This window comes from Serratia sp. K1WW1, assembly GCF_055790865.1.
Genome location: NZ_CM147697.1, coordinates 1,030,521 through 1,054,311 on the forward strand (window position 1 = coordinate 1,030,521; position 23,791 = coordinate 1,054,311).

At 56.7% G+C, this 23,791-nt stretch carries 22 protein-coding genes; 21 read left to right on the forward strand and 1 reads right to left on the reverse strand.

All coding sequences use genetic code 11. The features are described 5' to 3' along the window. Positions 1–207: 207 nt before the first annotated feature. The 21 genes from speA to ACX9GU_RS04715 all read left to right on the forward strand — a co-directional run bounded on the left by speA (position 208) and on the right by ACX9GU_RS04715 (position 22,861). A complete protein-coding gene (gene speA / locus ACX9GU_RS04615) occupies positions 208–2,184 on the forward strand; it encodes a biosynthetic arginine decarboxylase (protein ID WP_473193987.1) in 1,977 nt (658 codons plus the stop codon). Positions 2,185–2,411: 227 nt separating this feature from the next. Further along, on the forward strand, positions 2,412–2,912 hold the full coding sequence (gene msrB, locus ACX9GU_RS04620; protein WP_473193988.1) for a peptide-methionine (R)-S-oxide reductase MsrB: 501 nt from the start codon (positions 2,412–2,414) through the stop codon (positions 2,910–2,912). Between the two features lie 20 nt (positions 2,913–2,932). Further along, complete coding sequence (msrA, locus tag ACX9GU_RS04625; RefSeq protein ID WP_473193989.1) at positions 2,933–3,655, forward strand: peptide-methionine (S)-S-oxide reductase MsrA; 723 nt, start codon at positions 2,933–2,935, stop codon at positions 3,653–3,655. A gap of 356 nt (positions 3,656–4,011) precedes the next feature. Beyond that, positions 4,012–5,280, forward strand: coding sequence for an HlyD family secretion protein (locus tag ACX9GU_RS04630; RefSeq protein ID WP_473193990.1), 1,269 nt, complete (start codon positions 4,012–4,014; stop codon positions 5,278–5,280). A 2-nt stretch (positions 5,281–5,282) separates the two neighbouring features. Next, positions 5,283–7,439, forward strand: coding sequence for a peptidase domain-containing ABC transporter (locus ACX9GU_RS04635; protein ID WP_473193991.1), 2,157 nt, complete (start codon positions 5,283–5,285; stop codon positions 7,437–7,439). Between the two features lie 142 nt (positions 7,440–7,581). Continuing rightward, entirely contained in the window at positions 7,582–8,502 is a 921-nt protein-coding gene (speB, locus tag ACX9GU_RS04640; protein ID WP_021179757.1) for an agmatinase, read from the forward strand. A 111-nt stretch (positions 8,503–8,613) separates the two neighbouring features. Next, on the forward strand, positions 8,614–9,486 hold the full coding sequence (rluF, locus tag ACX9GU_RS04645) for a 23S rRNA pseudouridine(2604) synthase RluF (protein ID WP_473193992.1): 873 nt from the start codon (positions 8,614–8,616) through the stop codon (positions 9,484–9,486). Between the two features lie 246 nt (positions 9,487–9,732). Continuing rightward, a complete protein-coding gene (locus ACX9GU_RS04650; protein ID WP_021179759.1) occupies positions 9,733–10,050 on the forward strand; it encodes a Rieske (2Fe-2S) protein in 318 nt (105 codons plus the stop codon). A 2-nt stretch (positions 10,051–10,052) separates the two neighbouring features. After that, the gene (locus ACX9GU_RS04655; RefSeq protein WP_024484370.1) at positions 10,053–10,361 is read left to right on the forward strand and encodes a recombinase-like helix-turn-helix domain-containing protein; all 309 of its coding nucleotides are present in this window, start codon (positions 10,053–10,055) and stop codon (positions 10,359–10,361) included. Positions 10,362–10,381: 20 nt separating this feature from the next. Next, positions 10,382–11,425 (forward strand): aromatic ring-hydroxylating oxygenase subunit alpha, encoded by a 1,044-nt coding sequence (locus tag ACX9GU_RS04660; protein WP_021806234.1) that lies wholly within the window; start codon positions 10,382–10,384, stop codon positions 11,423–11,425. After that, positions 11,422–12,177 carry an SDR family oxidoreductase gene (locus ACX9GU_RS04665; RefSeq protein ID WP_059201723.1) on the forward strand — a complete coding sequence of 252 codons (756 nt, stop codon included), beginning with the start codon at positions 11,422–11,424 and terminating at the stop codon, positions 12,175–12,177. Before ACX9GU_RS04660 ends, ACX9GU_RS04665 begins: the two co-directional genes overlap by 4 nt. A gap of 36 nt (positions 12,178–12,213) precedes the next feature. After that, positions 12,214–13,008, forward strand: coding sequence for an IclR family transcriptional regulator (locus ACX9GU_RS04670; protein WP_021806232.1), 795 nt, complete (start codon positions 12,214–12,216; stop codon positions 13,006–13,008). Between the two features lie 156 nt (positions 13,009–13,164). Next, the gene (locus tag ACX9GU_RS04675) at positions 13,165–14,106 is read left to right on the forward strand and encodes a VOC family protein (RefSeq protein WP_021806231.1); all 942 of its coding nucleotides are present in this window, start codon (positions 13,165–13,167) and stop codon (positions 14,104–14,106) included. Then, a complete protein-coding gene (locus ACX9GU_RS04680) occupies positions 14,103–15,314 on the forward strand; it encodes an NAD(P)/FAD-dependent oxidoreductase (protein ID WP_473193993.1) in 1,212 nt (403 codons plus the stop codon). The genes ACX9GU_RS04675 and ACX9GU_RS04680 overlap by 4 nt, the downstream gene beginning before the upstream one ends. 24 nt (positions 15,315–15,338) lie before the next feature. Continuing rightward, the gene (locus ACX9GU_RS04685) at positions 15,339–16,601 is read left to right on the forward strand and encodes an MFS transporter (RefSeq protein ID WP_021806229.1); all 1,263 of its coding nucleotides are present in this window, start codon (positions 15,339–15,341) and stop codon (positions 16,599–16,601) included. Positions 16,602–16,621: 20 nt separating this feature from the next. Beyond that, complete coding sequence (locus ACX9GU_RS04690) at positions 16,622–17,146, forward strand: cupin domain-containing protein (RefSeq protein WP_021806228.1); 525 nt, start codon at positions 16,622–16,624, stop codon at positions 17,144–17,146. Then, positions 17,146–17,964, forward strand: a complete 819-nt coding sequence (locus tag ACX9GU_RS04695) for an alpha/beta fold hydrolase (RefSeq protein WP_473193994.1) — start codon at positions 17,146–17,148, stop codon at positions 17,962–17,964. The genes ACX9GU_RS04690 and ACX9GU_RS04695 overlap by 1 nt, the downstream gene beginning before the upstream one ends. Then, positions 17,961–18,755, forward strand: coding sequence for an SDR family oxidoreductase (locus ACX9GU_RS04700; RefSeq protein ID WP_473193995.1), 795 nt, complete (start codon positions 17,961–17,963; stop codon positions 18,753–18,755). The genes ACX9GU_RS04695 and ACX9GU_RS04700 overlap by 4 nt, the downstream gene beginning before the upstream one ends. 13 nt (positions 18,756–18,768) lie before the next feature. Further along, positions 18,769–19,563 carry an aspartate dehydrogenase gene (locus ACX9GU_RS04705; protein ID WP_473193996.1) on the forward strand — a complete coding sequence of 265 codons (795 nt, stop codon included), beginning with the start codon at positions 18,769–18,771 and terminating at the stop codon, positions 19,561–19,563. Positions 19,564–19,579: 16 nt separating this feature from the next. Further along, positions 19,580–21,049: an aldehyde dehydrogenase gene (locus ACX9GU_RS04710; protein ID WP_473193997.1), complete on the forward strand. Its 1,470-nt coding sequence runs from the start codon at positions 19,580–19,582 to the stop codon at positions 21,047–21,049. Between the two features lie 174 nt (positions 21,050–21,223). Next, positions 21,224–22,861 (forward strand): thiamine pyrophosphate-binding protein, encoded by a 1,638-nt coding sequence (locus tag ACX9GU_RS04715; RefSeq protein ID WP_473195111.1) that lies wholly within the window; start codon positions 21,224–21,226, stop codon positions 22,859–22,861. 54 nt (positions 22,862–22,915) lie between these two features. Here the strand turns inward: ACX9GU_RS04715 and loiP are convergent, their stop codons facing one another. Then, complete coding sequence (gene loiP / locus ACX9GU_RS04720) at positions 22,916–23,668, reverse strand: metalloprotease LoiP (RefSeq protein WP_021179773.1); 753 nt, start codon at positions 23,666–23,668, stop codon at positions 22,916–22,918. Positions 23,669–23,791: the final 123 nt, after the last annotated feature.

Consider the following 23,791-nt stretch of genomic DNA (forward strand, 5'->3'; position numbering starts at 1 on the left):
CCTACAGCCTTCTGTGGGATGATTCTTTACCCGATTCACGAGGTTTGAACAGGGTGTCTTACAATAAATCTATTGGGTATAAACCGATCGCTGACCACGAACGGCAGGTGAATTCACTGCTAGAATGGGGTGTTTCCGGGTTGTTCTCGCGGGTTGTAGCTGCGATAGTGGCTGACTATATCGTCAGTATGCAAGGTGAGGCGAGTAATGTCTGATGATATGCCGATCCAACGCCCGTCAGTAGCGGGTGAAAATATCTCTTTACGCTCCATGCAGGAGGTTGCCATGAATGATCGTAATGCCAGCAAGATGCTGCGCACTTATAACGTCGCCTACTGGGGCAACAATTACTTTGACGTCAATGAGCTGGGCCACATCAGCGTGTGCCCGGACCCCGACGTCCCGCATGCGCGCGTCGATCTCGCCGAGTTGGTGAAAGAACGCCAGAAAGATGGCCAGCGCCTGCCTGCCTTGTTCTGCTTCCCGCAGATCTTGCAGCATCGCCTGCGTTCCATTAACGCCGCGTTCAAACGTGCGCGTGAATCCTTCGGCTATGAAGGCGGCTATTTCCTGGTTTACCCGATCAAGGTGAACCAACACCGCCGCGTGATTGAATCACTGGTCAACTCCGGTGAACCACTGGGGCTGGAGGCCGGCTCCAAGGCGGAACTGATGGCGGTACTGGCCCATGCCGGTATGACCCGTTCGGTGATCGTCTGTAACGGCTACAAAGACCGTGAATATGTTCGTCTGGCGCTGATCGGCGAAAAGCTGGGGCACAAAGTGTACCTGGTGATCGAAAAGATGTCGGAAATCCAGATGGTGCTGGAAGAAGCCGAACGCCTGAATGTGGTACCACGTCTGGGTGTCCGTGCCCGCCTGGCGTCACAAGGGGCAGGTAAATGGCAGTCGAGCGGTGGCGAAAAATCCAAGTTCGGTCTGGCCGCCATTCAGGTATTGAAGCTGGTGGAGACCCTGCGTGAAGCGGGCCGCCTGGATAGCCTGCAATTGCTGCATTTCCACCTGGGTTCTCAGTTGGCCAATATTCGCGATATTGCCACTGGCGTACGTGAGTCTGCGCGTTTCTACGTAGAGCTGCATAAGCTGGGCGTAAACATTCAATGTTTCGACGTGGGTGGCGGCCTGGGTGTGGATTATGAAGGCACCCGTTCGCAGTCCGACTGTTCGGTCAACTACGGCCTGAATGAATATGCCAACAACGTGATTTGGGGGATCGGTGATGCCTGTAATGAGCATGGCCTGCCGCATCCAACGGTGATCACCGAGTCTGGCCGTGCCGTAACCGCCCACCATACGGTGCTGGTTTCCAACGTTATTGGCGTTGAGCGCAACGAATTCTGTGAGCCGGTTCCCCCGGTCGAAGATGCGCCGCGCGCGCTGGAAAGCATGTGGGAAACCTGGCAGGAAATGAACGAGCCGGAAAACCGTCGTTCGCTGCGTGAATGGTTGCACGATAGCCAGATGGATCTGCACGATGTGCATACCCAGTATGCCCATGGCATGTTGGATCTGACCAAGCGTGCCTATGCCGAGCAGTTGTATCTGAACATCTGCAACAAGATCCAGCAGCAGCTCGATCCGAGCAATCGCGCGCACCGGCCAATCATTGATGAATTGCAGGAGCGGATGGCGGACAAGTTCTACGTCAACTTCTCACTGTTCCAGTCGATGCCGGATGCCTGGGGTATCGATCAGCTGTTCCCGGTCTTGCCGTTGGAAGGCTTGGACAAGCCGCCGGAAGGCCGTGCGGTATTGCTGGATATCACCTGTGACTCCGATGGCACCATCGATCACTATATTGATGGTGACGGCGTAGCCACCACCATGCCGATGCCGCCGTACGATCCGGAAAACCCGCCTCTGCTGGGGTTCTTCATGGTTGGTGCCTATCAGGAAATCCTGGGCAATATGCACAACCTGTTTGGCGATACGGCGTCGGTGGATGTGTTTGTATTCCCTGATGGCAGCGTAGAAACCGAGCTGTCTGATGAAGGCGACTCTGTTGCTGATATGCTGGAATACGTGCAGCTCGATCCGATCGCGCTGCTGGCTAAATTCCGCGATCAGGTGAAAGAAACCGATCTTGACGCGGAGTTGCAGGCGCAATTTGTCGAAGAGTTCGAGGCTGGTCTGTATGGCTATACTTATCTTGAAGATGAGTAAGTTATGCCGATAGGCTGACATACTTCCTATCCAGGGGCGCGCCAGAGGCTGCGCTCCTTCATTTTTCCCTCTTAGCCCGTACCCCGCCAAATTAGAAATTCCATTTAAACTTTCAACGCATTAATGCAGCGTTCCCAGTTATCACAAATTTGTGAACTCTCCGTGAGGATTTGGTCACGACTTTCTCTGTAGTTTGTCATTGTCGGTGAATAGCACCAGAGGTAACGATGATGATCAACAGACGGTATTTTATTCTGGGCGGTGGGGCACTCTCTGTGGCCTATGCCGTGGGCCTGCTGCCTGCCCTTTTTTCTCGTTCGGCAATGGCGGAGTCGTTTGCCGTCAACTATACCGCAGAACAATGGCGGCAACGGCTCTCTGCCAGCCAATATGCGGTTTTGCGCGAGGAAGGCACAGAGCCCCCTTACAGCAGCCCGCTTAACGATGAGCACCGCGATGGTCAGTTTGCCTGTGCGGGTTGCCAGCAGGCGCTGTTTTCTTCCCACACCAAGTTTGACAGCCATACCGGCTGGCCCAGTTTCTGGCAACCCCTCGAACAGGCGGTGGCGACGCGTAAGGATCGAACGCTGGGCATGGTTCGCGAAGAGGTGCATTGCAGCCGCTGCGGCGGGCATTTGGGGCACGTATTTGACGATGGCCCGCAACCCACCGGTTTGCGCTACTGCATGAATGGCATCGCCATGCTGTTCACACCAAGCCCTGCCTAACCAGAATAGTGAGGAATAACATGAGAAACGTAGACAAAATGCTGCCATCGCTAGGTAAATATGGCATATGGGGCGCGATAGTGGTTGCCGCCGGGTTCTGTTTGCAGAGCGTAGCCTGGCCACTGGGTGATGCCGAGGCGGCGGTAGCGATCCCTGCGCCGGTAAAAGACGAAGCGCCGACGACATCGCGCTCGGAAACCGCGATCTTTGCCGGCGGTTGTTTCTGGGGCGTGCAAGGGGTGTTCCAGCACGTTAAAGGCGTGACCAATGCCATATCGGGTTATACCGGAGGTGCGGCACAAACGGCTAATTATGAGGCCGTCAGTGGAGGGGATACCGGCCACGCAGAGTCGGTGCAGATCACCTTTGATCCACAGCAGATTACCTATGGCCAACTGCTGCAAATCTATTTTTCGGTAGCACACAACCCAACCGAACTCGATCGCCAAGGGCCGGACAGCGGCACGCAATATCGCTCAGCCGTTTTCCCACTGACGGCGTCACAACAGCAGGTTGCCAAGGCTTATATTGCACAGCTGGATGCCAGTAAGCGCTTTGCCAAACCGCTGGTGACCCGCATTGAGGACGATGGTCACTTTTATCCTGCCGAGGCTTACCACCAAAACTATCTCACCCTCAATCCGGACCAGCCCTATATCGTGGTGAATGATTTGCCGAAGGTAAAACAGTTACAGCAGCTGTTCCCAACGCAATATCGTGCAGATCCGGTGTTAGTGAAATAATAACGGTCTCTGTTGTTATCGTTGGTAATCTATTAGCCAGTAAAATTCTTCCTGTAGCCTCAAGCCATCTCCCCGAAGATGGCTTTTACTTATTTATTTTACGTTATCAATCAATTAATAATAATTTACGGTGTTGTTGAGTTGTTCTTTTTATTTTGGTAAGTTTTTTGGTTAAAGAAAATCTCTGTTAGAAAATCAAGTGTTGCTTTTAATTTAATAACTAATGTTCAAGTATCTATTGGTAATAATCACTATTAATTTCATTTGCAGGGAGCGGTAATGTTTATGGTTAATAATAGATTGCCAGAACAACGTTATATCGCCATTAAGACGATAAAATTAGCTGTTTCAATCTCGTGACGCGTAATTATCAGCGTCTCTACCGCCAGGCCTATTTGGCCGCCCAGGTCACGCGATCCGAAGGGGGGATTTTGATTTCCCCTAGCCCGAATATGACGCTTTATGCCTGTGCCAGCGTGCTGTTGGTGGCTGCATTAATCGCTTTTTTAATTGGCGGTGAATATACCCGTAAAGCCCGTCTGGAAGGTGTTGTGATGCCTTCAACCGGTGTCGTCAAAGTGGTTGCGCGTACGCAAGGGCGGGTTGAGGCTTTGCTGATTAAAGAAGGCGATGAGGTTGCAGCAGGCCAATTACTTTATCGGCTAAGTGGCGAACGCTATGACGGCCAGGGTTTGGCCACCTTGGCGACGCTGAAGAACTCCCTGGCGCAGCAGTATCAGATGTTGGTACAGCAACAGCATCAGGAGGTTGCCGCCAATACCCTGCAGATACAGGGATTACGGCAGCGGGCAGGCCAATTGAAGGATGAACTGCGCAGCGCCGATGAGGCTCTGAGACAAACGCTGCGCCAGGCAGCATTAACCCGCTCGATGATGGAGCGTTATCAACGTTTGGTTCGCCAGAAGTATGTCTCCGAGCTTGAGTATCAGCAAAAGCAGATTGAACTGGCAGCTGCGGAAGGTTATGTCGAAAACCAGCGGCAAGTACAGCAGCGTCTGAAGCGTGAGTTGACCTCGGTTGAAACGGAGCAGGGAAGTTTGTTGCAACAGGGGCAAAGCCGCCGGGCGGAGCTGGACCGGTTACTTCAAGGGATCCGGCAGCAACAGATAGAACTGCAATCGCAGGAGGAGAGCACGCTGGCCGCTCCGGTGGCTGGGCGTGTTGCTGCAGTGTTGGTCAAGGCGGGGCAAACGGTCAACCAAAATGAACCGCTGTTAACGTTGGTGCCACAGGCGGCCCAAATGCAGATTGAGCTGTATGCGCCGAGCAAGTCCGTTGGGTTTATCAAACCTCATCAGCGCGTTGGCCTGCGTTTCGCGGCCTATCCCTATGAAAAATTTGGTGTGCAGTATGGCACCACGCGGGAAGTGACCCGCATCAGCCTCAGCCCGACGGATGTCATGCCACATAACCCGGTGGTGTGGAAAGAAAACGAGGGGCATTACCGGGTGATTGTCGTGCCAGATAAACCCAGCGTGACCGTGTATGGCCGTCAGGAATTACTGCGCACCGGGATGGTGGTGGCCGCAGATATCGAGCTGGACAAGCGGCGGCTGTACGAATGGCTGCTGGAACCGTTATGGAGCCTGCAAGGAAAAATATAGCCATGGAATGGACCGAGCATTTGCACCTGAATTTGCATTGGCGCCGCCGCTTGCCGTTGATCCGTCAAACCGAGTCGGCGGAGTGTGGGGTAGCCTGTCTGGCGATGGTCGCCGGTTGGCACGGTTACCGTATTGATCTGCCCAGCCTGCGTGCAAGATTCAGTGTTTCGACGCAGGGCATGACTTTCGTGCATTTGATGGAGTGCGCTCAGATCCTGAAATTGACAGGTCGTGCGGTACGTTTAGAGCTGGAGGAGCTCAGCCAACTGACCGTGCCCTGCATTTTGCACTGGGATCTCAACCACTTTGTGGTGCTTAAACGGGTCCGTGGCAACGAGATAGAACTGCACGATCCGGCACGTGGGGCGGTTAACATGTCGTTGGTACAGGCTAACCGTCATTTTACCGGTGTCGCGCTGGAACTGACGCCAACCCATGACTTTGAGCAGCGTGACGAACGCAAGAAAGTGCGGCTAACCGAATTGGTTGGTAAAACCGTAGGGTTGAAGGCTGCGCTGGCGCGCATTTTCTGCTTTGCCCTGGCGTTGGAAGTCTTGGCCTTGCTTAGCCCGCTGATCAATCAGATCGTGATCGATGAAGTCCTGGTGGCGCTGGATGATAGCCTGTTGGTGCTGATTGTCATTGCCATGCTGTTGATGAGTGCGACCCAGACGTTGATTGGCCTGGCCCGGCAATGGGCCACCATCACCATGGCGGTCAATTTCAATATGCAGTGGACGGCCAACGTGTTCCATCACCTGCTGCGTCTGCCGATTGACTGGTTTGAGAAGCGTGACATTGGCAATGTCAGCGCCAAGTTTGATGCGGTCGATACCATTCAGGATACGCTCACCACCAGCATCCTTGAGGCGCTGCTGGACGTATTGCTGGTGGTTGGTACCTTGGGCATGATGTTGCTCTACAGCGTGCCGTTATCCATGCTGGCGCTAGGTGCAGCACTGATTTATGGCTTATTACGTGTGTTATGGTTTCGCACCCTGCGCCGGGCGGCAGAAGACAGTTGGACGGCGGGCACCCTGGAATCAAGCCACTTTCTGGAAACGCTGCATGGCATGCTCAGCCTGCGGGTTAACGGGGCGCTGGCACAGCGGGAATCGGCCTGGCGTAACCTGAATATCGCCAGACGCAATAGCCAACTGCGTGAGCATAAGCTGGCCATCGGCTACGACATCATTAACCAGATCATCGGTAGCCTGGTGAGCGCGGCGGTACTGTGGTTTGGTGCCAATTCGGTGCTGTCGGGCTCGTTTTCGATCGGCATGCTGGTGGCGTATATGTCATTTCAAGGGCGTTTTTCCGCCAGTATCAATGGCCTGATCGATAAGGCATTTGCCTGGCGCATGCTGGATGTCTATAACGAACGGCTGGCAGATATTGTGCTGACCCAGAAGGAGGGCGGCGCTCAGGTGGCGGGATCTCTAGCCGTCCCCGCGCAGAGAGAGGATCGCCCGGTGGTGGAACTGGAAAATATCACCTTCAGCTACGGCCAGGGAGGTAACGCTATCCTGGCTGGAGCGGCGTTGCGTATCATGCCTGGGGAAGTGGTGGCGTTGGTAGGCCGCTCCGGCTGCGGGAAAACCACTCTGGCGAAGATCCTGCTGGGGCTTTACCCGCCAACGGCCGGGCGGTTGCAGGTGTTTGGCATCGATCATCATCATGCGGGCTATCGGCAGGTTCGCCAAATGATCGGTGCGGTGATGCAAGAGGATCGGCTATTCCGTGGGGCAATACTCGACAACATCACCTTTTTCTCTCAACACAGCGATCTGGACTGGGCGCAACACTGTGCTCAACTGGCACAGTTGCATGAGGATATCATCGCGTTACCGATGGGCTACCAGACGTTGATTGGGGAAATGGGTAATTCGTTATCGGGGGGCCAAAAGCAGCGCCTGCTGTTGGCCCGGGCATTATATAAACGCCCACGGTTACTGATCCTGGACGAGGCAACCAGCCATCTTGATGTCACCAATGAAGTCCTGATCGGCAGCACTTTGCGCAATCTGGGTCTAACCATCTTACTGATCGCTCACCGGCCAGAGACGATAGCCTCTGCCGATCGAGTGGTCGAACTCGTCGCCGGAAGGCTGGTTGCCCCTTCTTCTGCATCTGCTGACAACGGGCACCTTGAAGAGTGAACCAATTGCGGCGATAATCTACCCATTGAAACAGACATCGAATAAATCCCTTTCTCGTCGGGCTAACGACGCGGGAGGGATTTTTTTTTGCTACCGCCCAAGCGTCCGGCTACGGGCGAACCGTTGAAAAATGAGGGTAAATATGAGTACCTTAGGCCATCAGCCCGATAATTCCTTAGTGTCCAACGCCTTTGGTTTCCTGCGCTTTCCGCTGAATTTTATGCCTTACGATAGCGATGCAGAGTGGGTGATCACCGGTGTTCCTTTTGATATGGCTACCTCCGGCCGCGCCGGTGGGCGTCATGGCCCTGCGGCGATCCGCCAGGTTTCTACCAATCTGGCATGGGAAGGGGCGCGCTGGCCGTGGAACTTTGATCTGCGCGATCGTCTGAACGTGGTCGATTGTGGTGACGTGGTATTCAACTTTGGTGATGCCCAGGATATGAGCGACAAGCTGCAGGCGCACGCAGAAAAACTGCTGGCAGCTGGCAAGCGCATGCTCTCTTTCGGCGGTGACCACTTCGTTACGCTGCCGCTGCTGCGCGCACATGCCAAGCATTTTGGCAAAATGGCGCTGGTGCATTTCGATGCCCATACCGACACCTATGCCAACGGCAGCAAGTTTGACCACGGCACCATGTTCTTCCATGCGCCGAACGAAGGCCTGATCGATCCCAATCACTCCGTGCAAATCGGTATCCGTACCGAGTTCGATCGTGACAACGGTTTCACCGTACTGGATGCTGCTCAGGTTAACGATCGTGGCGTGGACGATCTGCTGGCGCAGATCAAACAGATCGTTGGCGATATGCCGGTTTATCTGACCTTCGATATCGACTGCCTGGATCCGGCGTTCGCACCTGGCACCGGCACCCCGGTGATCGGCGGCCTGACCTCCGATCGCGCCCTGAAACTGGTGCGTGGTATGCAATCGCTGAACATTGTCGGCATGGATGTGGTAGAAGTGGCCCCGGCTTACGACCAGTCTGAGATCACCGCACTGGCAGCGGCAACGCTGGGCCTGGAAATGTTGTATCTGCAAGCGTCCAAAAAGCAGGCATAGTCAGATTGCTGGATGGGGAGGGGCGCTGTATGCTGCGCCCCGAATCTCCCGCACCCCATCATGAAAATATTGCCGTGAAGATAAAGTGTATTTCGCGTTTACGGAGGAACCGTGCTGACTAAACCATCTATACGCCTCAACAAATATATTAGCGAGAGCGGCATCTGCTCGCGTCGCGATGCCGATCGTTACATCGAACAGGGCAATGTTTTTATCAACGGTAAGCGCGTGGCGCTCGGCGATCGGGTATTCGCTGGCGACGTGGTCAAGGTTAACGGGCAGCTTATTGAACCCCGTAACGAAGACAACCTGATTTTTATTGCGCTGAACAAGCCGGTGGGTATCGTCAGCACCACCGAAGACGGTGAGAAAGACAATATTGTCGATTTCGTCAACCACAGCACCCGTGTCTTCCCGATCGGACGCTTGGATAAAGACTCGCAGGGGCTGATCTTCCTCACCAACCACGGCGATCTGGTGAACAAGATCCTGCGTGCCGGTAACGATCACGAGAAGGAATATCTGGTCACGGTTAACAAACCGGTGACCGACGATTTTATTCGTGGTTTGGGTGCCGGAGTGCCGATGCTGGGCACGGTGACCAAGAAATGCAAGGTGAAGAAAGAAGCCCCCTTTGTGTTCCGTATCGTGCTGGTGCAGGGGCTTAACCGCCAGATCCGCCGCATGTGTGAACATTTTGGATATGAGGTGACCAAGCTGGAGCGCACCCGCATCATGAACGTGGGCCTGTCTGGGCTGCCGTTAGGGGAATGGCGCGATCTGACGGACGACGAACTGGTTGAGTTGTTTAAGTTGATCGAGGACTCGTCCTCAGAGGCCAAACCGACCAAGAAAGCGGCCAAGCCCAAGCCTGCGGTGAAAAAACCGTCGAGCGGCGGGCAGAAATCCGCAGATAAAGCGGGCAGTCAAGCACCAGCGCGTAAGCGTTTTGCTCAGCCAGGGCGCAAAAAGAAAGGGCGCTAAGTCGGCGTTTTCTGCCAATCACTACGGATTAAACGGCCTCAGTCTTGATGACTGGGGCCGTTTTGCTTTGTTTTCACCCCCAGTGCATTTTTTCGTGATCCACTCCGCAGTTGTAACTTTAAAATAACCAATCATTAACATTCTTCCCTTTGCTGGCTTGACGAAAGATTCGCCATACCTATAGTGACTGTATTAAATAAGAAACTGAGTTTCATATATGAAACAATCAGATAGAGGACAGAAGCAATGAGCTGGAAGAACGTGTGCGAAGTGTCTCAAGTTAAAGAAGATTTTCCTTTCTCCGCCAATATTGAGGGAAAAGAGGTCGGCGTCTATTTGATCGACGGTCAATATTACGCGCTGGAAGACGTTTGCCCGCATGCCTATGCCTTGCTCAGCCAAGGGTTTGTTGATGACGGAAAAGTGGAATGTCCACTGCACGAAGCGGTGTTCGATGTGCGTAGCGGCCAATGCCTGCGCGAACCCGGTGGCCGTGATCTGCAAACCTACCCTACCCGGGTGATCGACAATCAAATCCAAATCACCTTTATCGCGGAGGAATAAGCATGCAGCACATTACCGATTTCAACCCTTGGCTGCCGGATACCCAACAGGTGATCCCGGCGCGTGAGGGCGGCAACGGCCAAATCCACCAACCCGGCCAGTTTCAGAATGTGATCTGGCAAACCCGGGCACGCGTGCCTGATGGGTTTGAAACCTCGCTGGTAGCCGCGCTGGAAGAGATCTTCGAGCAAGGGGCTGAGGAGCTGGAACAGATCGTCAGCGCGCTCAATCAGCGTCGCCTGTTCGATCGCAGTGGTCAGCCATGGAATGAAGCCACGTTCCGCGAATTCCTACACGTCAACGGTTTCTGAGCCGCACAGGGAGAAGGACAATGACAGCAAACACAGCATCCTCCGCGCAGACGGTACAAGACTATCTGGATCAGGGCCTGCGCGGTATGTGGTATCCGGTATTGGCCAGTTGGGAAGTGGGTAACAACCCGGTGGGCATCACCCGTCTTGAACAACAGATCGTGGTGTGGCGCGATAAACAAGGGGCGATCCACGCGCTGGAAGATCGTTGCCCGCATCGTGGCGCGCGCCTGTCGATGGGCTGGAACCTTGGCGATCGCATTGCCTGCTGGTATCACGGCGTTGAAGTGGGTGGCGATGGCGAGGTTAAAGATGTGCCAGCGGTGGACCGTTGCCCGCTGGTAGGGCAGAAATGCCTGAAATCCTACCCGGCAAAAGAGGCTTACGGTGCGGTGTTCCTGTATTTCGGCGTTACTGCCGACGAACAGCCTGCCGAACTGAGCTTCCCGCAGGAACTCGCTGATGAGGCCAACTATAGCAACTTCCTGTGTACCGCCAGCTGGGACTGCAACTATCAATACGCATTGGAAAACGTGATGGATCCGATGCATGGCACCTACCTGCACTCCTCATCGCATTCGATGGCGGAAGGGGATCGCAAGGCCGATATGGCGCTGGAACCGACCGACAGCGGTTTCATCTTTAAAAAGAACGGCCAGATTGGCGTGAACTTCGACTGGGTCGAATTTGGCAGCAGCGGTGCCTATTGGATGCGCCTGTCGATCCCTTACAAAAAGCGTTTTGGGCCGGGCGGCCACTTCTGGATCATCGGGATGGTGGTGCCGGAAGATAAAGACCACTGCCGGGTATTCTTCTGGCGTATCCGCAAAGTGAAAGACTGGCAGCGTGACGCATGGCGCTTTATGTACCGCAACCGTCTTGAAGAACTGCACTGGGACGTACTGGAGCAGGATCGCATCGTGCTGGAGAACATGGCACCGAACGCGCGCGGTCGTGAATACCTGTATCAGCATGACGTGGGTCTCTCCCGCCTGCGCCGTATGATGCAGAAAGAGGCACAAAAGCAGCTGGCAACGCTCAGCGAGCTGGAGGCGGCACAGTGAGCGGCTTGCTGGCAGGAAAACGTATCGTAGTCACCGGAGCGGCGCGTGGGCTGGGGCGCAGCTTTGCCGCTGCGGTGGCTCAGGCCGGGGCCAGCGTGGTGATGTGCGATATCCTGGCGGAGGAGTTGCAGGACAGCGCCGCCAGCCTGCGTGAGCAGGGGGCACAGGTTGAAGCTCAGGTTATCGATCTGGCTTCACCACAATCCATCACTGCGGCGTTCAGTGCGATTGCCAAGGGCGGCGCGATCGACGGGCTGGTGAACAACGCCGCGATGGCAACCGGTGTCGGTGGCAAAACCATGATGGAATACGACATTGAGCTGTGGGACAAGGTCATGCAGGTCAACGTACGAGGGACCTGGTTGGTGAGTCAGGCGGCGGTGCCATTATTAGCCCAAACGCCGCACGCCAAAATCGTCAATGTTGCCTCGGATACCGCCTTGTGGGGCGCGCCGAAACTGATGGCCTATGTGGCGAGCAAAGGGGCGATCATCTCGATGACCCGCTCCATGGCGCGTGAGCTGGGGCCGCAGGGCATCTGCGTCAACGCCATTGCACCGGGCCTGACGCGCGTTGAAGCCACCGAATACGTCCCTGCCGAACGGCATCAGCTTTACGAGCAAGGCCGGGCACTGGCAGGCGCACAGCATCCGGACGATGTGACCGGTAGCGTGCTCTATCTGCTGTCGCCGCTGGCGGATTTTGTCACCGGCCAACTGATACCGGTCAACGGTGGTTTCGTGTTTAACTGACCGCCTGACGGACAGGCAAACATTTAGGAGCAGCACATGGCAGACGATCAAGCGTGTAAATATCTGATCCCGGGGCTGGATCGCGGGTTACAACTGCTGCTGGCCTTTGGCGAGCAGCATAAGGAAATGACCTTTGCAGAATTACATCGCCTGGTCGATATGCCAAAGGCAACTGCCTACCGCGTGGTGCAAACGCTGGAGCATCTGGGCTTTTTGGAGCGCAATCCGCGCACCAACACCTTTGCGTTGGGGATCAAAGTGCTGCGCCTGGGCTTTGAGTATATCGCCTCGTTGGACGTGGCCCAGGCTGGCCAACCGGTGATCGAGCAGCTGCGCGATCGTAGCCAATGCAGCAGCCATCTGGCGATCCGCGATGGGCATGACGTGATCTATATCGCCCGCGTCAGCGCGGCTGGCTCGCAGATCAATCAGGTCAGCGTGGGTACCCGTTTACCGGTGCACCGTACCTCGCTTGGCCGGATGCTGCTGACTAGCACCAGCCGGGAAGAGTTTGAACGCCTGTTCCCGCATGAAGCCTTGCCCGATGCGGCTCCAGGGACACCGGCCAATCGCGAAGCGCTGTGGCAGATGGTGCAGCAGGATAAGGCCCGTGGCTATGTGATTGGCGAATCCTTCTACCGCCACGGCATTTCCTCGATCGTCTATCCGATCTTTAACCGCGAGCAGCGGGTGGAAGCGGTGGTCAGCATTATGGTGCCGTCCGATGAGATCCCAAAGGCGGATCGCGAGCGGTTGCGCATGGAAGTCCGGGACGCCGCAGTGAAAATTTCAGGCCTGCTGGGCGCGCCACCGCAGGCTAACGTCGGCTAACCGGCCGAACGCTTTGTAATTTGGGCGAAGCTATTCGGCCACTACCAATCACTCAGGCAGGGATAAGACTCATGAGCTTCATGAGCTTCATGAGCTTCATGGGCCGGGGTCGATCATGCCTGAAAAACGCATTCAGCGAGAACGTGAGGCACAATAATGAGCATAACCGGAATCGAAAAGCTGGAATTTGGCGTTGAAGATCTGCCAACGTGCGAAAAGTTTATGCAGGACTTCGGTCTGCAACCGACGCTACAGCATTGGGGCGAACCGCGCCGTGAATTTACCACGTTGAGCGGGGCTAGCGTGGTGCTGTATCCGCAAGACAGCGAGGTCTTACCGGCCGCGTTTGAAGCGGGTTCTACCTTGCGCCGTATGACCTGGGCAGTTGAAAGCCCTGCGGCGCTGGCTGCGTTGCAACCCCTGTTGGCGCAGATGCCAGGCTTTCGCCACGTCGGCGAAGAGTTGGAATGCCGCGATCCCAACGGTATGACGCTGCGTTTTGCCGTTACGGCGCAGCAACCGGTGGAGCTGCCCGTTTCGCCGATCAACCAATGGGGCGATGTACGCCGCATCGACCAGCCTAGCCCGGTTTATGCCAAAGCCGAGCCGGTCAATATTGGCCACGTAGTGTTCTTCGTTGAGGATTTGGCTGCTACCGAACGCTTCTACTGCGATCTGCTCGGTTTCCAGGTTTCCGACCGCTATATCGATCGCGCCGTCTTCCTGCGCACCCAGGCACGCGGTGGCCATCACAACCTGTTCCTGCTGAAACTGCCTAACCGCCCACGGGGCCTGAACCATGTCGCCTTCACCGTACGCGATATCCATGAAGTGATCGGCGGCGGCATCGCGATGAATAAAGAGCAGTGGAGCACCTTTATAGGCCCAGGCCGCCACCCGATCTCCTCAGCCTATTTTTGGTACGTCAACAGCCCGACCGGCGGTGCCTTTGAGTATTACACCAATGATGACTACCTGACGGAAAACTGGCAGCCGCGTGAGCTGGAGCATTCGCTGGTGTCGTTTACCGAATGGGCGGTCGAAGGCGGTATCGATCACGATACCCGCCGCCAACATAAGAAGCCGGGGGCGGTATGAGTCAACCAACCCGTGCAGGAATTGTCATTATCGGCGGCGGCCAGGCCGGTGGCTGGGCAGCGAAAACGCTGCGCGATCGCGGTTATAGCGGCCGATTGTCGGTGATCAGTGACGAGCCTTATGATTTTTACGAACGCCCACCGCTCTCCAAGGCGGCGCTGCTGGATGGTAATGCGCCACTCTGCCGCCTGTTCAGTGAAGAGGTGGTTGCCGGGATGAATATCGACTGGTACCGCCCGCTACGTGCCGAAGCCATCGACGGGCAGCAGCAAATCGTCACGCTCAGCGACGGCAGCCAGCTGCAGTTCGATCAGCTGCTGATTGCGACCGGTGGCCGACCACGCCTGCCTGATGCCAACTGGGCCAAGCACCCGCGAGTGATGACCCTGCGTTCCTGGGATGATGCGGCACGCTTGCGCCAGGGCTTACAGCAATGCCAAAAGCTGGCGATTGTTGGTGGTGGCTGGATCGGGCTGGAGATTGCCGCCTCGGCCCGCAAGCTGGGTGTTGACGTGACGGTGTTTGAGCGCCAACCCGCGTTGTGTATGCGCAGCGTAGGAGCCAGCGTTTCCCAGGCGTTGTTGGAACTGCATCAACAGCAAGGCGTCACCGTGCATTGCGACTGCGGCGAAATCACGCTTGAAGATCGCGAGGGTGAAGCCTGGATTGGCAGCGCCAGCAGTGCTGCGCAGCCCTTCGACCTGGTGGTTGTTGGCATTGGCGTTGAACTGAATCTGGAACTTGCCCACAGCGCTGGGCTAAAGCTTGAGGGCGGGATCGTCGTCGATGGGCAAGGGCGCACCAGCCATCCAGCCATTTTTGCTGCAGGCGATGTTGCGCGCCATCCCACCCTCGGCCTGTGTCTGCAATCCTGGGCCTACGCACAGAATCAGGCAATCAGCACCGCTTGCGCGATGTTGGATGCGTTTGCCGCACCTTACGATGATGTTGCCTGGCTGTGGTCGGATCAATACGACGCCAATATCCAAATTCTTGGCGTCCCTACCGGCGGCGTTCACCAGATAGTGCGCTGTACGCCGCAGTCACAACTGTTCTTCACCCTGAATGCCGATCGGCAACTGGTGCAACTGGTGGCGTTTAACGACGCGCGCACCATCAAGCTGGGTAAACGCTGGCTGGCCAGCGGCCGGGTACTGGATCCGCAGCAACTGGCGGATGTGGAATTTTCTCTGATGGCGTTGAAATAACGCCCGACCCAAAGGGAGCGTTTTATGACTACGCAAGATATTGACGCCCGCAGCGGTCGGGTGGGGGATGCTGTTGCCGAAAATTCGCCAACCAGCGTGCGTTGGTCGGTGCCGGCAGCCCTGTTTGCCTGCGTGTTGCTGGCGTTTTTCGACAAGATCAGCATTGCCGCGCTGTTTTCTGACCACGAGTTTCAGCAGGCGATGGGCATCGGCTTTGATCCCACCCGGCTCGGGCTGCTGATGAGCGCCTTTTTGTTCTCCTACGGCTTCTCTTCGATGCTGTTGAGCGGCATTGGCGATCGGCTCAATCCGGTCAAAGTGCTGATTGGCATGATGGTGACCTGGGGCGTACTGATGGTGCTGATGGGGATGACGCGCTCTTATCACACCATGATGACGCTGCGTATCCTGCTGGGCATCGCCGAAGGGCCGCTGTTGCCAATGGCCTATGCCATCGTGCGCCAGGCTTTTCCGCAACGTCTCCAGGCGCGTGCCACCATGCTGTGGCTGCTGGGGACCCCGATTGGCGCTGCGCTGGGCTTCCCGGTCACGCTGTTCATTCTCAGCCGCTTTAACTGGGAAACCACCTTCTTCTTTATGGCGTTTCTGACCGTGCCGGTGATGTTGTTGGTGCTGTTTGGTATGCGTCACCTTAACGTGGCACGTCCGGCGGCCAGCACCACCAGTAAACCGGCCGTTGCCGAGCGTAAACAGCTGCGCCGCGAACTGTTCAGTACCCCGCATTTCTGGATGATTTGCCTGTTTAACATCGCGTTTCTCACCTACCTGTGGGGCATGAACGGCTGGCTGCCGAGCTATCTGATCGAAGGCAAAGGCATTCATCTGGAGCACGCGGGATACCTGTCATCACTGCCGTTTATTGCCATGTTGCTTGGCGAGGTGGTGGGGGCCTGGCTGTCGGACAAAATGGATCGCCGCGCGTTGGCCTGTTTCATCTCGCTGTGCGGTGCCGGGATCGGTTTGGGTGTCGTTCTGTATATGCAGGGCACCTACAGCGTGATCGCCGCCATGTCCTTCAGCACCTTTATGTGGGGAGCCGGTGCGCCAAATATCTTTGCGCTGTTGGCCAAGGCTACCAGCAGCCGGGTGAGCGCCACCGCTGGCGGGGTATTTAACGGATTGGGTAATTTTGCCGGCGCATTGGCACCGGTGCTGATGGGGGCGCTGATCGCCGCCACCGGCAATATGGATAACGGTTTGCTGTTCCTGGTGGTGATGGCCTTTGTCGGCTGCGCCATTCTGCTGCCGTTACTGAATAAGTATTGATGCAACGAAGGAGAGACAACATGTCCCAGGTTGAGAATAAAGCCGGCATCAAGCCGCAGGATCTGACGATGGAAAACTGGGTGGAATCGCGTATCGCCCGTTTTGAAGGCCGTAAATATGACTGGAACGCGCTGAAGTTCCAGGCCGATTACGATCCGAAGTACCGCCGTGCGCAGATGCGCTATATCGGCACTGGTGCCACCGGCGTAGTCAGCGACACCAACACCATTCCGGCGGGGAACTTTACCTTCTCCACCATGGTGCTGCCGTCTAAATGTGAGGGGCCATTGCACCTGCATGACGACGTTGAAGAAGTGTTCTTTATGCTCAAAGGCAAAATCACGCTGATGATCCAGGACGGTGAAGAGTATTACGAAACCATCCTGAAAGAGCGCGATCTGATTTCTGTCCCGGCGGGGGTTTATCGCGGTCTGTTCAATCACGGTGAAGAGGAAGCGCTGATGTGCGTGATGCTCGGTACTGCCAAGCCGGAAACCCCGACTTACCCGGCCGATCATCCGTTGTCGAAAGTGAAGCGTAACTGATGAACGGCTTACCGGAACGCCAGCAGGCGGATTGTGGAGGCCAGCGGCTGAGTTGGCGCGAAGCCGGGCATGGCCGGGCAGTAGTGCTGCTGCATGGCATCAGTTCCGGTTCTGCTTCGTGGGTGAAGCAGTTCAGCGATCGCGCCCTGACCGACGGCCACCGCCTGATTGCCTGGGATGCTCCGGGTTATGGCGGAAGCGCAGCGCTGGCACAGGCACAGCCAGATGCTGCCGCTTATGCCAACGCGCTGGCGGCGTTGATCGCCGAGTTGCAGTTACAACAGCCGCTGATCGTAGGGCATTCGCTCGGTGCGTTGATCGGCAGTGCCTTTGCCGCTGCCAACCCGGATGGGTTGAGTGGACTGGTACTGGCCGATCCGGCTCAGGGCTATGCCACCGCACCGTTGGAAAAACGCCAGCAGGTATACGGCCAACGCAAACAGATGATCGAAACGCTTGGCCCGCAGGGCTACGGCGAACAGCGTGCGGCGGCACTGTTACGTGAATATGCGGATCCACAGGATATTGCCTGGGTACGCAGCGGCATGCAGCAACTTGATCCGGCCGGTTTTCTCAGCGCCGCCTGGATGCTGGCCAATGACGATATCAACTGCTACCTGTTGCGCTATCGCGGCCCGCTACAGGTGTGGTGTGGCAGTGTCGATCGCATCACGCCACCGCAGGGGGCCGCAACGTTGGCGCAACAGCATGATGCGACAATGCGTCTGATTGATGCGGCGGGGCATGCCAGCTATCTCGATGCGCCAGCGCTGTTTAACCGCTATTTGCAGGACTTTACGGGGGCAATCCAACCATGAATTTTCAGATTGAACGGCGAGTGGCGGTGGTCACCGGAGGATCCTCGGGGATCGGTTTTGAAACGCTGCGTCTGCTGCTGGCCGAAGGGGCGAAAGTCGCTTTCTGTGGCCGCAATCAGGACAAACTGGCCAGCGCCGAGGCCAGCCTGCGTAAAGAGTTCCCGCAGGCGGAGATCCTGGCGTTACGCTGCGACGTGCTCGACGCCGAGCAGGTTGCCAAGTTTGCCGAGCAGGTCAGCACGCATTTTGGCGCAGTGGATATGTTGATCAACAACGCCGGGCAGGGGTTTGTGGCGCATTTCGATCAGACACCGCGTGAAGCCTGGTTGCATGAGGCAGAGCTGAAACTGTTCGGGGTGATCAACCCGGTGCAGGCCTTTTTACCGGCGTTGGAGCGCTCGGATATCGCCTCCATTACCTGCGTTAACTCACTGTTGGCTCTACAGCCGGAAGAGCACATGATTGCCACCTCGGCAGCCCGTGCCGCGTTGCTCAACATGACGCTGACCTTATCGAAAGAGCTGGTGAGCAAAGGGGTTCGCGTCAATTCCATCCTGCTGGGCATGGTGGAGTCGGGCCAATGGCGGCGGCGCTTTGCCGAACGCCAGGATCAACAACAAAGCTGGGAACAGTGGACGGCGGCGATTGCCGAGCGGCGTGGCATCCCGATGGGGCGTTTGGGTAAACCGCAGGAACCTGCACGGGCGCTGCTGTTTTTAGCCTCCCCCCTGGCCTCCTTTACCACCGGTGCGGCGCTGGACGTTTCCGGCGGTTTCAATCGCCATCTCTGACGGGACTGAAAAGATGAAGAAGATCATGATGATTGGCTATGGCGCGATGGCAAAAGAGGTGCTGGCGCGCCTGCCGGAGGGCGTGGCAGTCGGTTGGATCGTGGCACGGGAAACGCATCATGCCGAGATCGACGCCGCGTTTGCCGGACAGGTGCAGGCGCTGACCCACCCTGACCAGTGTACCGAGCAACCCGATTTGGTGCTGGAGTGTGCCAGCCAGCAGGCGGTCGCCGAGTTTGGTGAGGGCATCGTTAAACGTGGTTGGCGGCTGGCGGTGATCTCTACTGGCGCCCTGGCCGATGCTGCATTGCAACTGCGTTTGCAGCAGGCCTGCACACGCTACCAAGGGCGGCTGATCGTGCTGTCTGGTGCGGTGGCAGGGATGGATGGCCTGGCCTCGGCGCGGGAGGGCGGGCTGGACAGCGTGACCTATCAGTCCAGCAAAAGTCCGGCCAGTTGGCGCGGCAGCCCGGCGGAAAAACTGATTAATCTGGATGCCGTCAGCGAAGCGCAGGTGTTCTTTGAAGGTTCTGCCCGGGAAGCCGCAAGCATGTTCCCAGCCAACGCCAACGTAGCGGCCACCATTGCGCTGCATGGCTTGGGGATGGACGCCACGCGGGTACGCTTACAGGTAGATCCGCATACTCAACGTAATACTCACCGCTTACAGGTGTGTGGTCAGTTTGGCGAGTTCCAGATTGAGCTGTGCGGCACCCCGCTGGCCAGCAACCCGAAAACGTCAACGCTGGCGGCGCTGAGTGCGGTACAAGCCTGCCGCAGTTTGGTGGACGGCGGTTTTATTGCCTGAATGGCAGGAGCAAAGCATGGAAACGTTAAAGATTTTTCTTGCCGGCCGCTGGTGCGAAGGGCGCGGCGAAGAGATGAGTTCGGTTTTCCCGGCGGATGGCAGCGTGAATGCTCGCCTGCGAGCGGCCAACGTCGAGGATGTGAATGAGGCGGTTGCGGCGGCAGAAAAAGCCTGGCGCGATCCTAGCTGGCGTGGATTGGTGCCGCATCAGCGCGCGGCGATCCTGCATCGCGTCAGCGATTTGATTACTGAACAAGTGGAAGCCCTGGCGCAGCTGCAAACCCGTGACAATGGCAAACCGCTGGCGGAAACCCGTGGTCTGGTCATGAGTGCGGCGGCCACGGCTCGCTATTTTGCTGCCGCTTGCGAGGTGTTGGAGGGAGAGCTTCCCACCCAGCGTAACCGTGATGCGATGACGCTAAGCCAGTATCAGCCGTTGGGCGTGATAGCGGCGATCACGCCGTGGAACTCACCGATTGCCAGTGAAATGCAGAAGGTGGCTCCGGCGCTGGCGGCAGGGAATGCGGTGGTACTGAAACCGGCAGAGGCTACGCCGTTAATGGCGCTGAAACTGGCCGAACTGTTTGAACAGGCAGGCTTGCCTGCTGGCTTGCTCAGCGTATTGCCGGGCAAGGGCTCGGTGATTGGTGAAGCCTTGGCTCGCCATCCGTTGGTGAAAAAGATCTCCTTCACCGGCGGGACCTCCACTGGCCGTCATTTGGCGCATATTGCCGCAGAAAAACTGATCCCTACATCGTTAGAGTTGGGGGGCAAGTCGCCCACCATCGTGCTGGAAGATGCGGATCTGGAACAGGCGGCACGTGGTATTTGTTATGGCATTTTCAGCTCGGCCGGGCAGGCATGTATCGCTGGTTCACGGCTGTTTGTGCACCGCTCGCTGTATCAGCCGCTGTTGGCCCGTTTATGCGAGCTGACCGCCGGACTGCGTATTGGTAACCCGCTGCAAGCCGGTGTCCACCTCGGCCCGCTGATCAGCGACAAGCATCGCCAGAGCGTGGCGGACTACGTGGCCTTGGCCCAGCAGGAAGGGGGCCGGGTGCTCATTGGCGGTGAAGCTCCTGCCGATCCACAGTTGTCCCAGGGTAGCTATTACCTGCCGACCATTATTGAAGGGCTGAGTAACAGTGCCCGCACCTGCCAGGAAGAGATCTTTGGTCCGGTGCTGGTGGTGATGCCGTTTGATGATGAACAGCAGCTGATCGAACAGGCCAACGACTCGATCTATGGCCTGGCTGCCGGGATCTGGAGCCGTGATTTTGCCCGCTCGATGGCGCTGGCGGAACAGCTGGAAACCGGCACCGTCTGGATCAATACCTACAAGACATTCTCGATTTCCACACCGTTTGGCGGCTTTAAACAAAGCGGCCTGGGACGCGAAAAGGGCCTGCATGGCATCCAGGCCTATATGCAGCAAAAGAGTTTGTATCTCTCCCTTAACAACCAACCTAACTGTTGGAGTAATTAACTCGCGGTTAGAACTCCCTGTTTACCCTATGGATTTCAAGTTGTAGCTAGGCGACCAGCTCGTTCATCCCCAGGAGCTTACTTTTAGTAAGTGACTGGGGTGAGCGAGTGCAGATAACAACGCTACAGCTTGAAAGACGACGGGTAAAGATTGAAGACAATAAGAAGGCAGATGATGAGCGAAAAAATTACGGTTGGTGAGGCGATAGCCCGAACGTTGGAACAGTACGAGGTGGCGGCAATGTACGGCATCATCTCGATCCATAATCTGCCGATTGCCGATGCCGTTGGGCAGCGTGGTGCGATCCGTTTTGTACCGGCGCGCGGTGAGGCAGGTGCTGTAACCATGGCCGATGCCCACGGGCGCTTTTCTGGCTTGGGTGTGGCGCTGACAAGTACCGGTGCCGGAGCGGGTAACGCCGTCGGTGCGATGATTGAAGCGCTGAATGCCAATACGCCGCTGTTGCATATCACCGGCCAGGTAGAGAAAGCCTATCTGGACGCCGATGCCGGGTTTATCCATGAAACCAAGGATCAACTGGGCTTCCTGCGCGCCTGTTCGAAGCAGGCTTACCGGGTGAACTCGCCGGAGCAGGCGGTCGCGGTGATCCAACGCGCCATTCTGGATGCGCAGACAGTGCCTTGTGGCCCGGTAGCGGTAGAGATCCCGATCGATATTCAGAACAGCCTGGTCCCCGCCAGCCTGGTAGGGAAGGTGGTACTGCCTCCAGCTCTGTCTGCTGCGGATGAAGCTGCGGTTGAACGTCTTTACCAACAGGTGAAGCGTGCCAAACGTCCGTTGCTGTGGGTTGGTGGTGGTGCGCTGGCCTGTCGTGAGGCGGTGAAACAGTTGGCGGATGCCGGTGTGGTAGTGATCTCCAGCACCCATGGGCGTGGGATTTTACCGGATAGCCATCCGCGCAGCCTGCGGGCCTTCCACAACTCACCAAGCGTTGAGGCGATCCTGACGCAGTGTGATTTGACGCTGGTGGCCGGTTCCCGCCTGCGTAGTAACGAAACTCGTACCTGGTCACTCCCACTGCCGCGCCCGTTGGTACAGATTGATATCGATCCGGCAGCAGCCAACCGCAATTATCTGGCGGATGAGCAGGTTTATGGCGACTGTTCCGCCTTACTGAGTGCGCTGGCTGCACGCCTGGCACCCGGCGAGAAGGTGAATGCCGAGTGGGATGCGGAGATTGGCCGTGCGGTTGAGTTGGCCGAAACGGCACTGCGCCAGCAGTCTGGTGAATACGCCAAACTGAACGATGCCATCGCCGCCGCGTTGCCGCAGGATGGTCTGCTGGTGCGTGATATCACCGTTTCTGGCAGCGTGTGGGGTAGCCGCCTGTTCCGGGCCATCTCGCCTTTATGCAATATTCACTCGCTGGCCGGGGCGATCGGCATGGGGTTACCGATGGCGATCGGCACGGCAATTGCCAACCCGCAGCGTAAGGTGGTTGGCCTGGTTGGGGACGGCGGTTTGGCGCTGGGCCTGGGGGAACTGGCAACCATGGCGCAGGAACAGGCCAATATCACCTTGCTGATCATGAACGACGGCGGCTATGGCGTGATGCGTGGCATTCAGGACAAGTATTTCTCTGGACGCCAGTATTATAACGAACTGCATACTCCGGCGTTCTGCCAGGTAGCAGAGGCGATGGGGCTGAAAGCCTGGAAAGTAAGCGATGCTGCGCAGTTTGGCGGCGTGCTGGCGGAGGCGATTAATTACCCTGGGCCATCGGTGGTAGAGGTTGATATGAAAAGCGTTGGGCCGTTGACCTTCGCTGGCCCACCGCAGAAGCTGTACTGATTGCTTACTCGGTTCCCTCTCTAGAGACGTACTCCCAAGAGAGGGAACATAGCGTTACTTACCGGCGGCGATGCGATCGCGAATGTGCTTGGCACGGGCTTCGGAAGTTGGGTGGCTGTCAAACATGCTGCTTTCATGACCACCGTCTAATTTCGCCAGTTTATCGAAACTGGTAGCCAGACCTTCTGGATTGATGCCGCGTTTCTTCAGCAGATCGAACGAGTAATCATCCGCTTCACTTTCCTGTTTTTGTGAGAACTGGGCATTGACCAGTTTTTCGCCCAGATCGGCCAACTGCGACTGAGACAGTGAGGCTGCTACGCCGCCAGCTGAAGATGCTGCGGTACGTAATGCCACTGTCCCATAAGCGACCTGCATGGCTTTACGAGTGTGGCCCAGCGCAACGTGGCCCATTTCATGGCCCAGCACGCCTTCGACTTCGTTATCATCCATCATGTCCATCAGGCCGCTGTAGACGCGGATACAGCCGTTGGCCATCGCCCAGGCATTGACGTCTTTGGTCACGTAAACCTTGTAGTTTGCAGGGGTACCGTTGATGTTATCCCCCAACGCGGCGGCAATCTTGTTCAGGCGCTTGGTATAGTCGCTGCTTGCTGGCGCGATTTGCTCCTTGCTATCCATCTCTGCACAGGATTTATCACTGAGTGCCTTGACGTCGCTATCGCTCAGCGTCGCCGCCTGGTAGGCCTGGGCGCCGGATTGTAGTAGGGTATCGGTATTAAGGTTTTGACAGCCGCTCAATAAAGCAGTAATGCTCAGTGCAATCAAAGAAGTACGGATTTTCATCGTTCTATCGTCCTGTGATAGTTAAGGGGGGATCTGCTGCCATTATTCTGCGCATAGCCTAGTGTACGGCAGGCTTGGCCGAAATAGCTATATTCCGAAATGTGTCCCGAACGTGCGCATTAG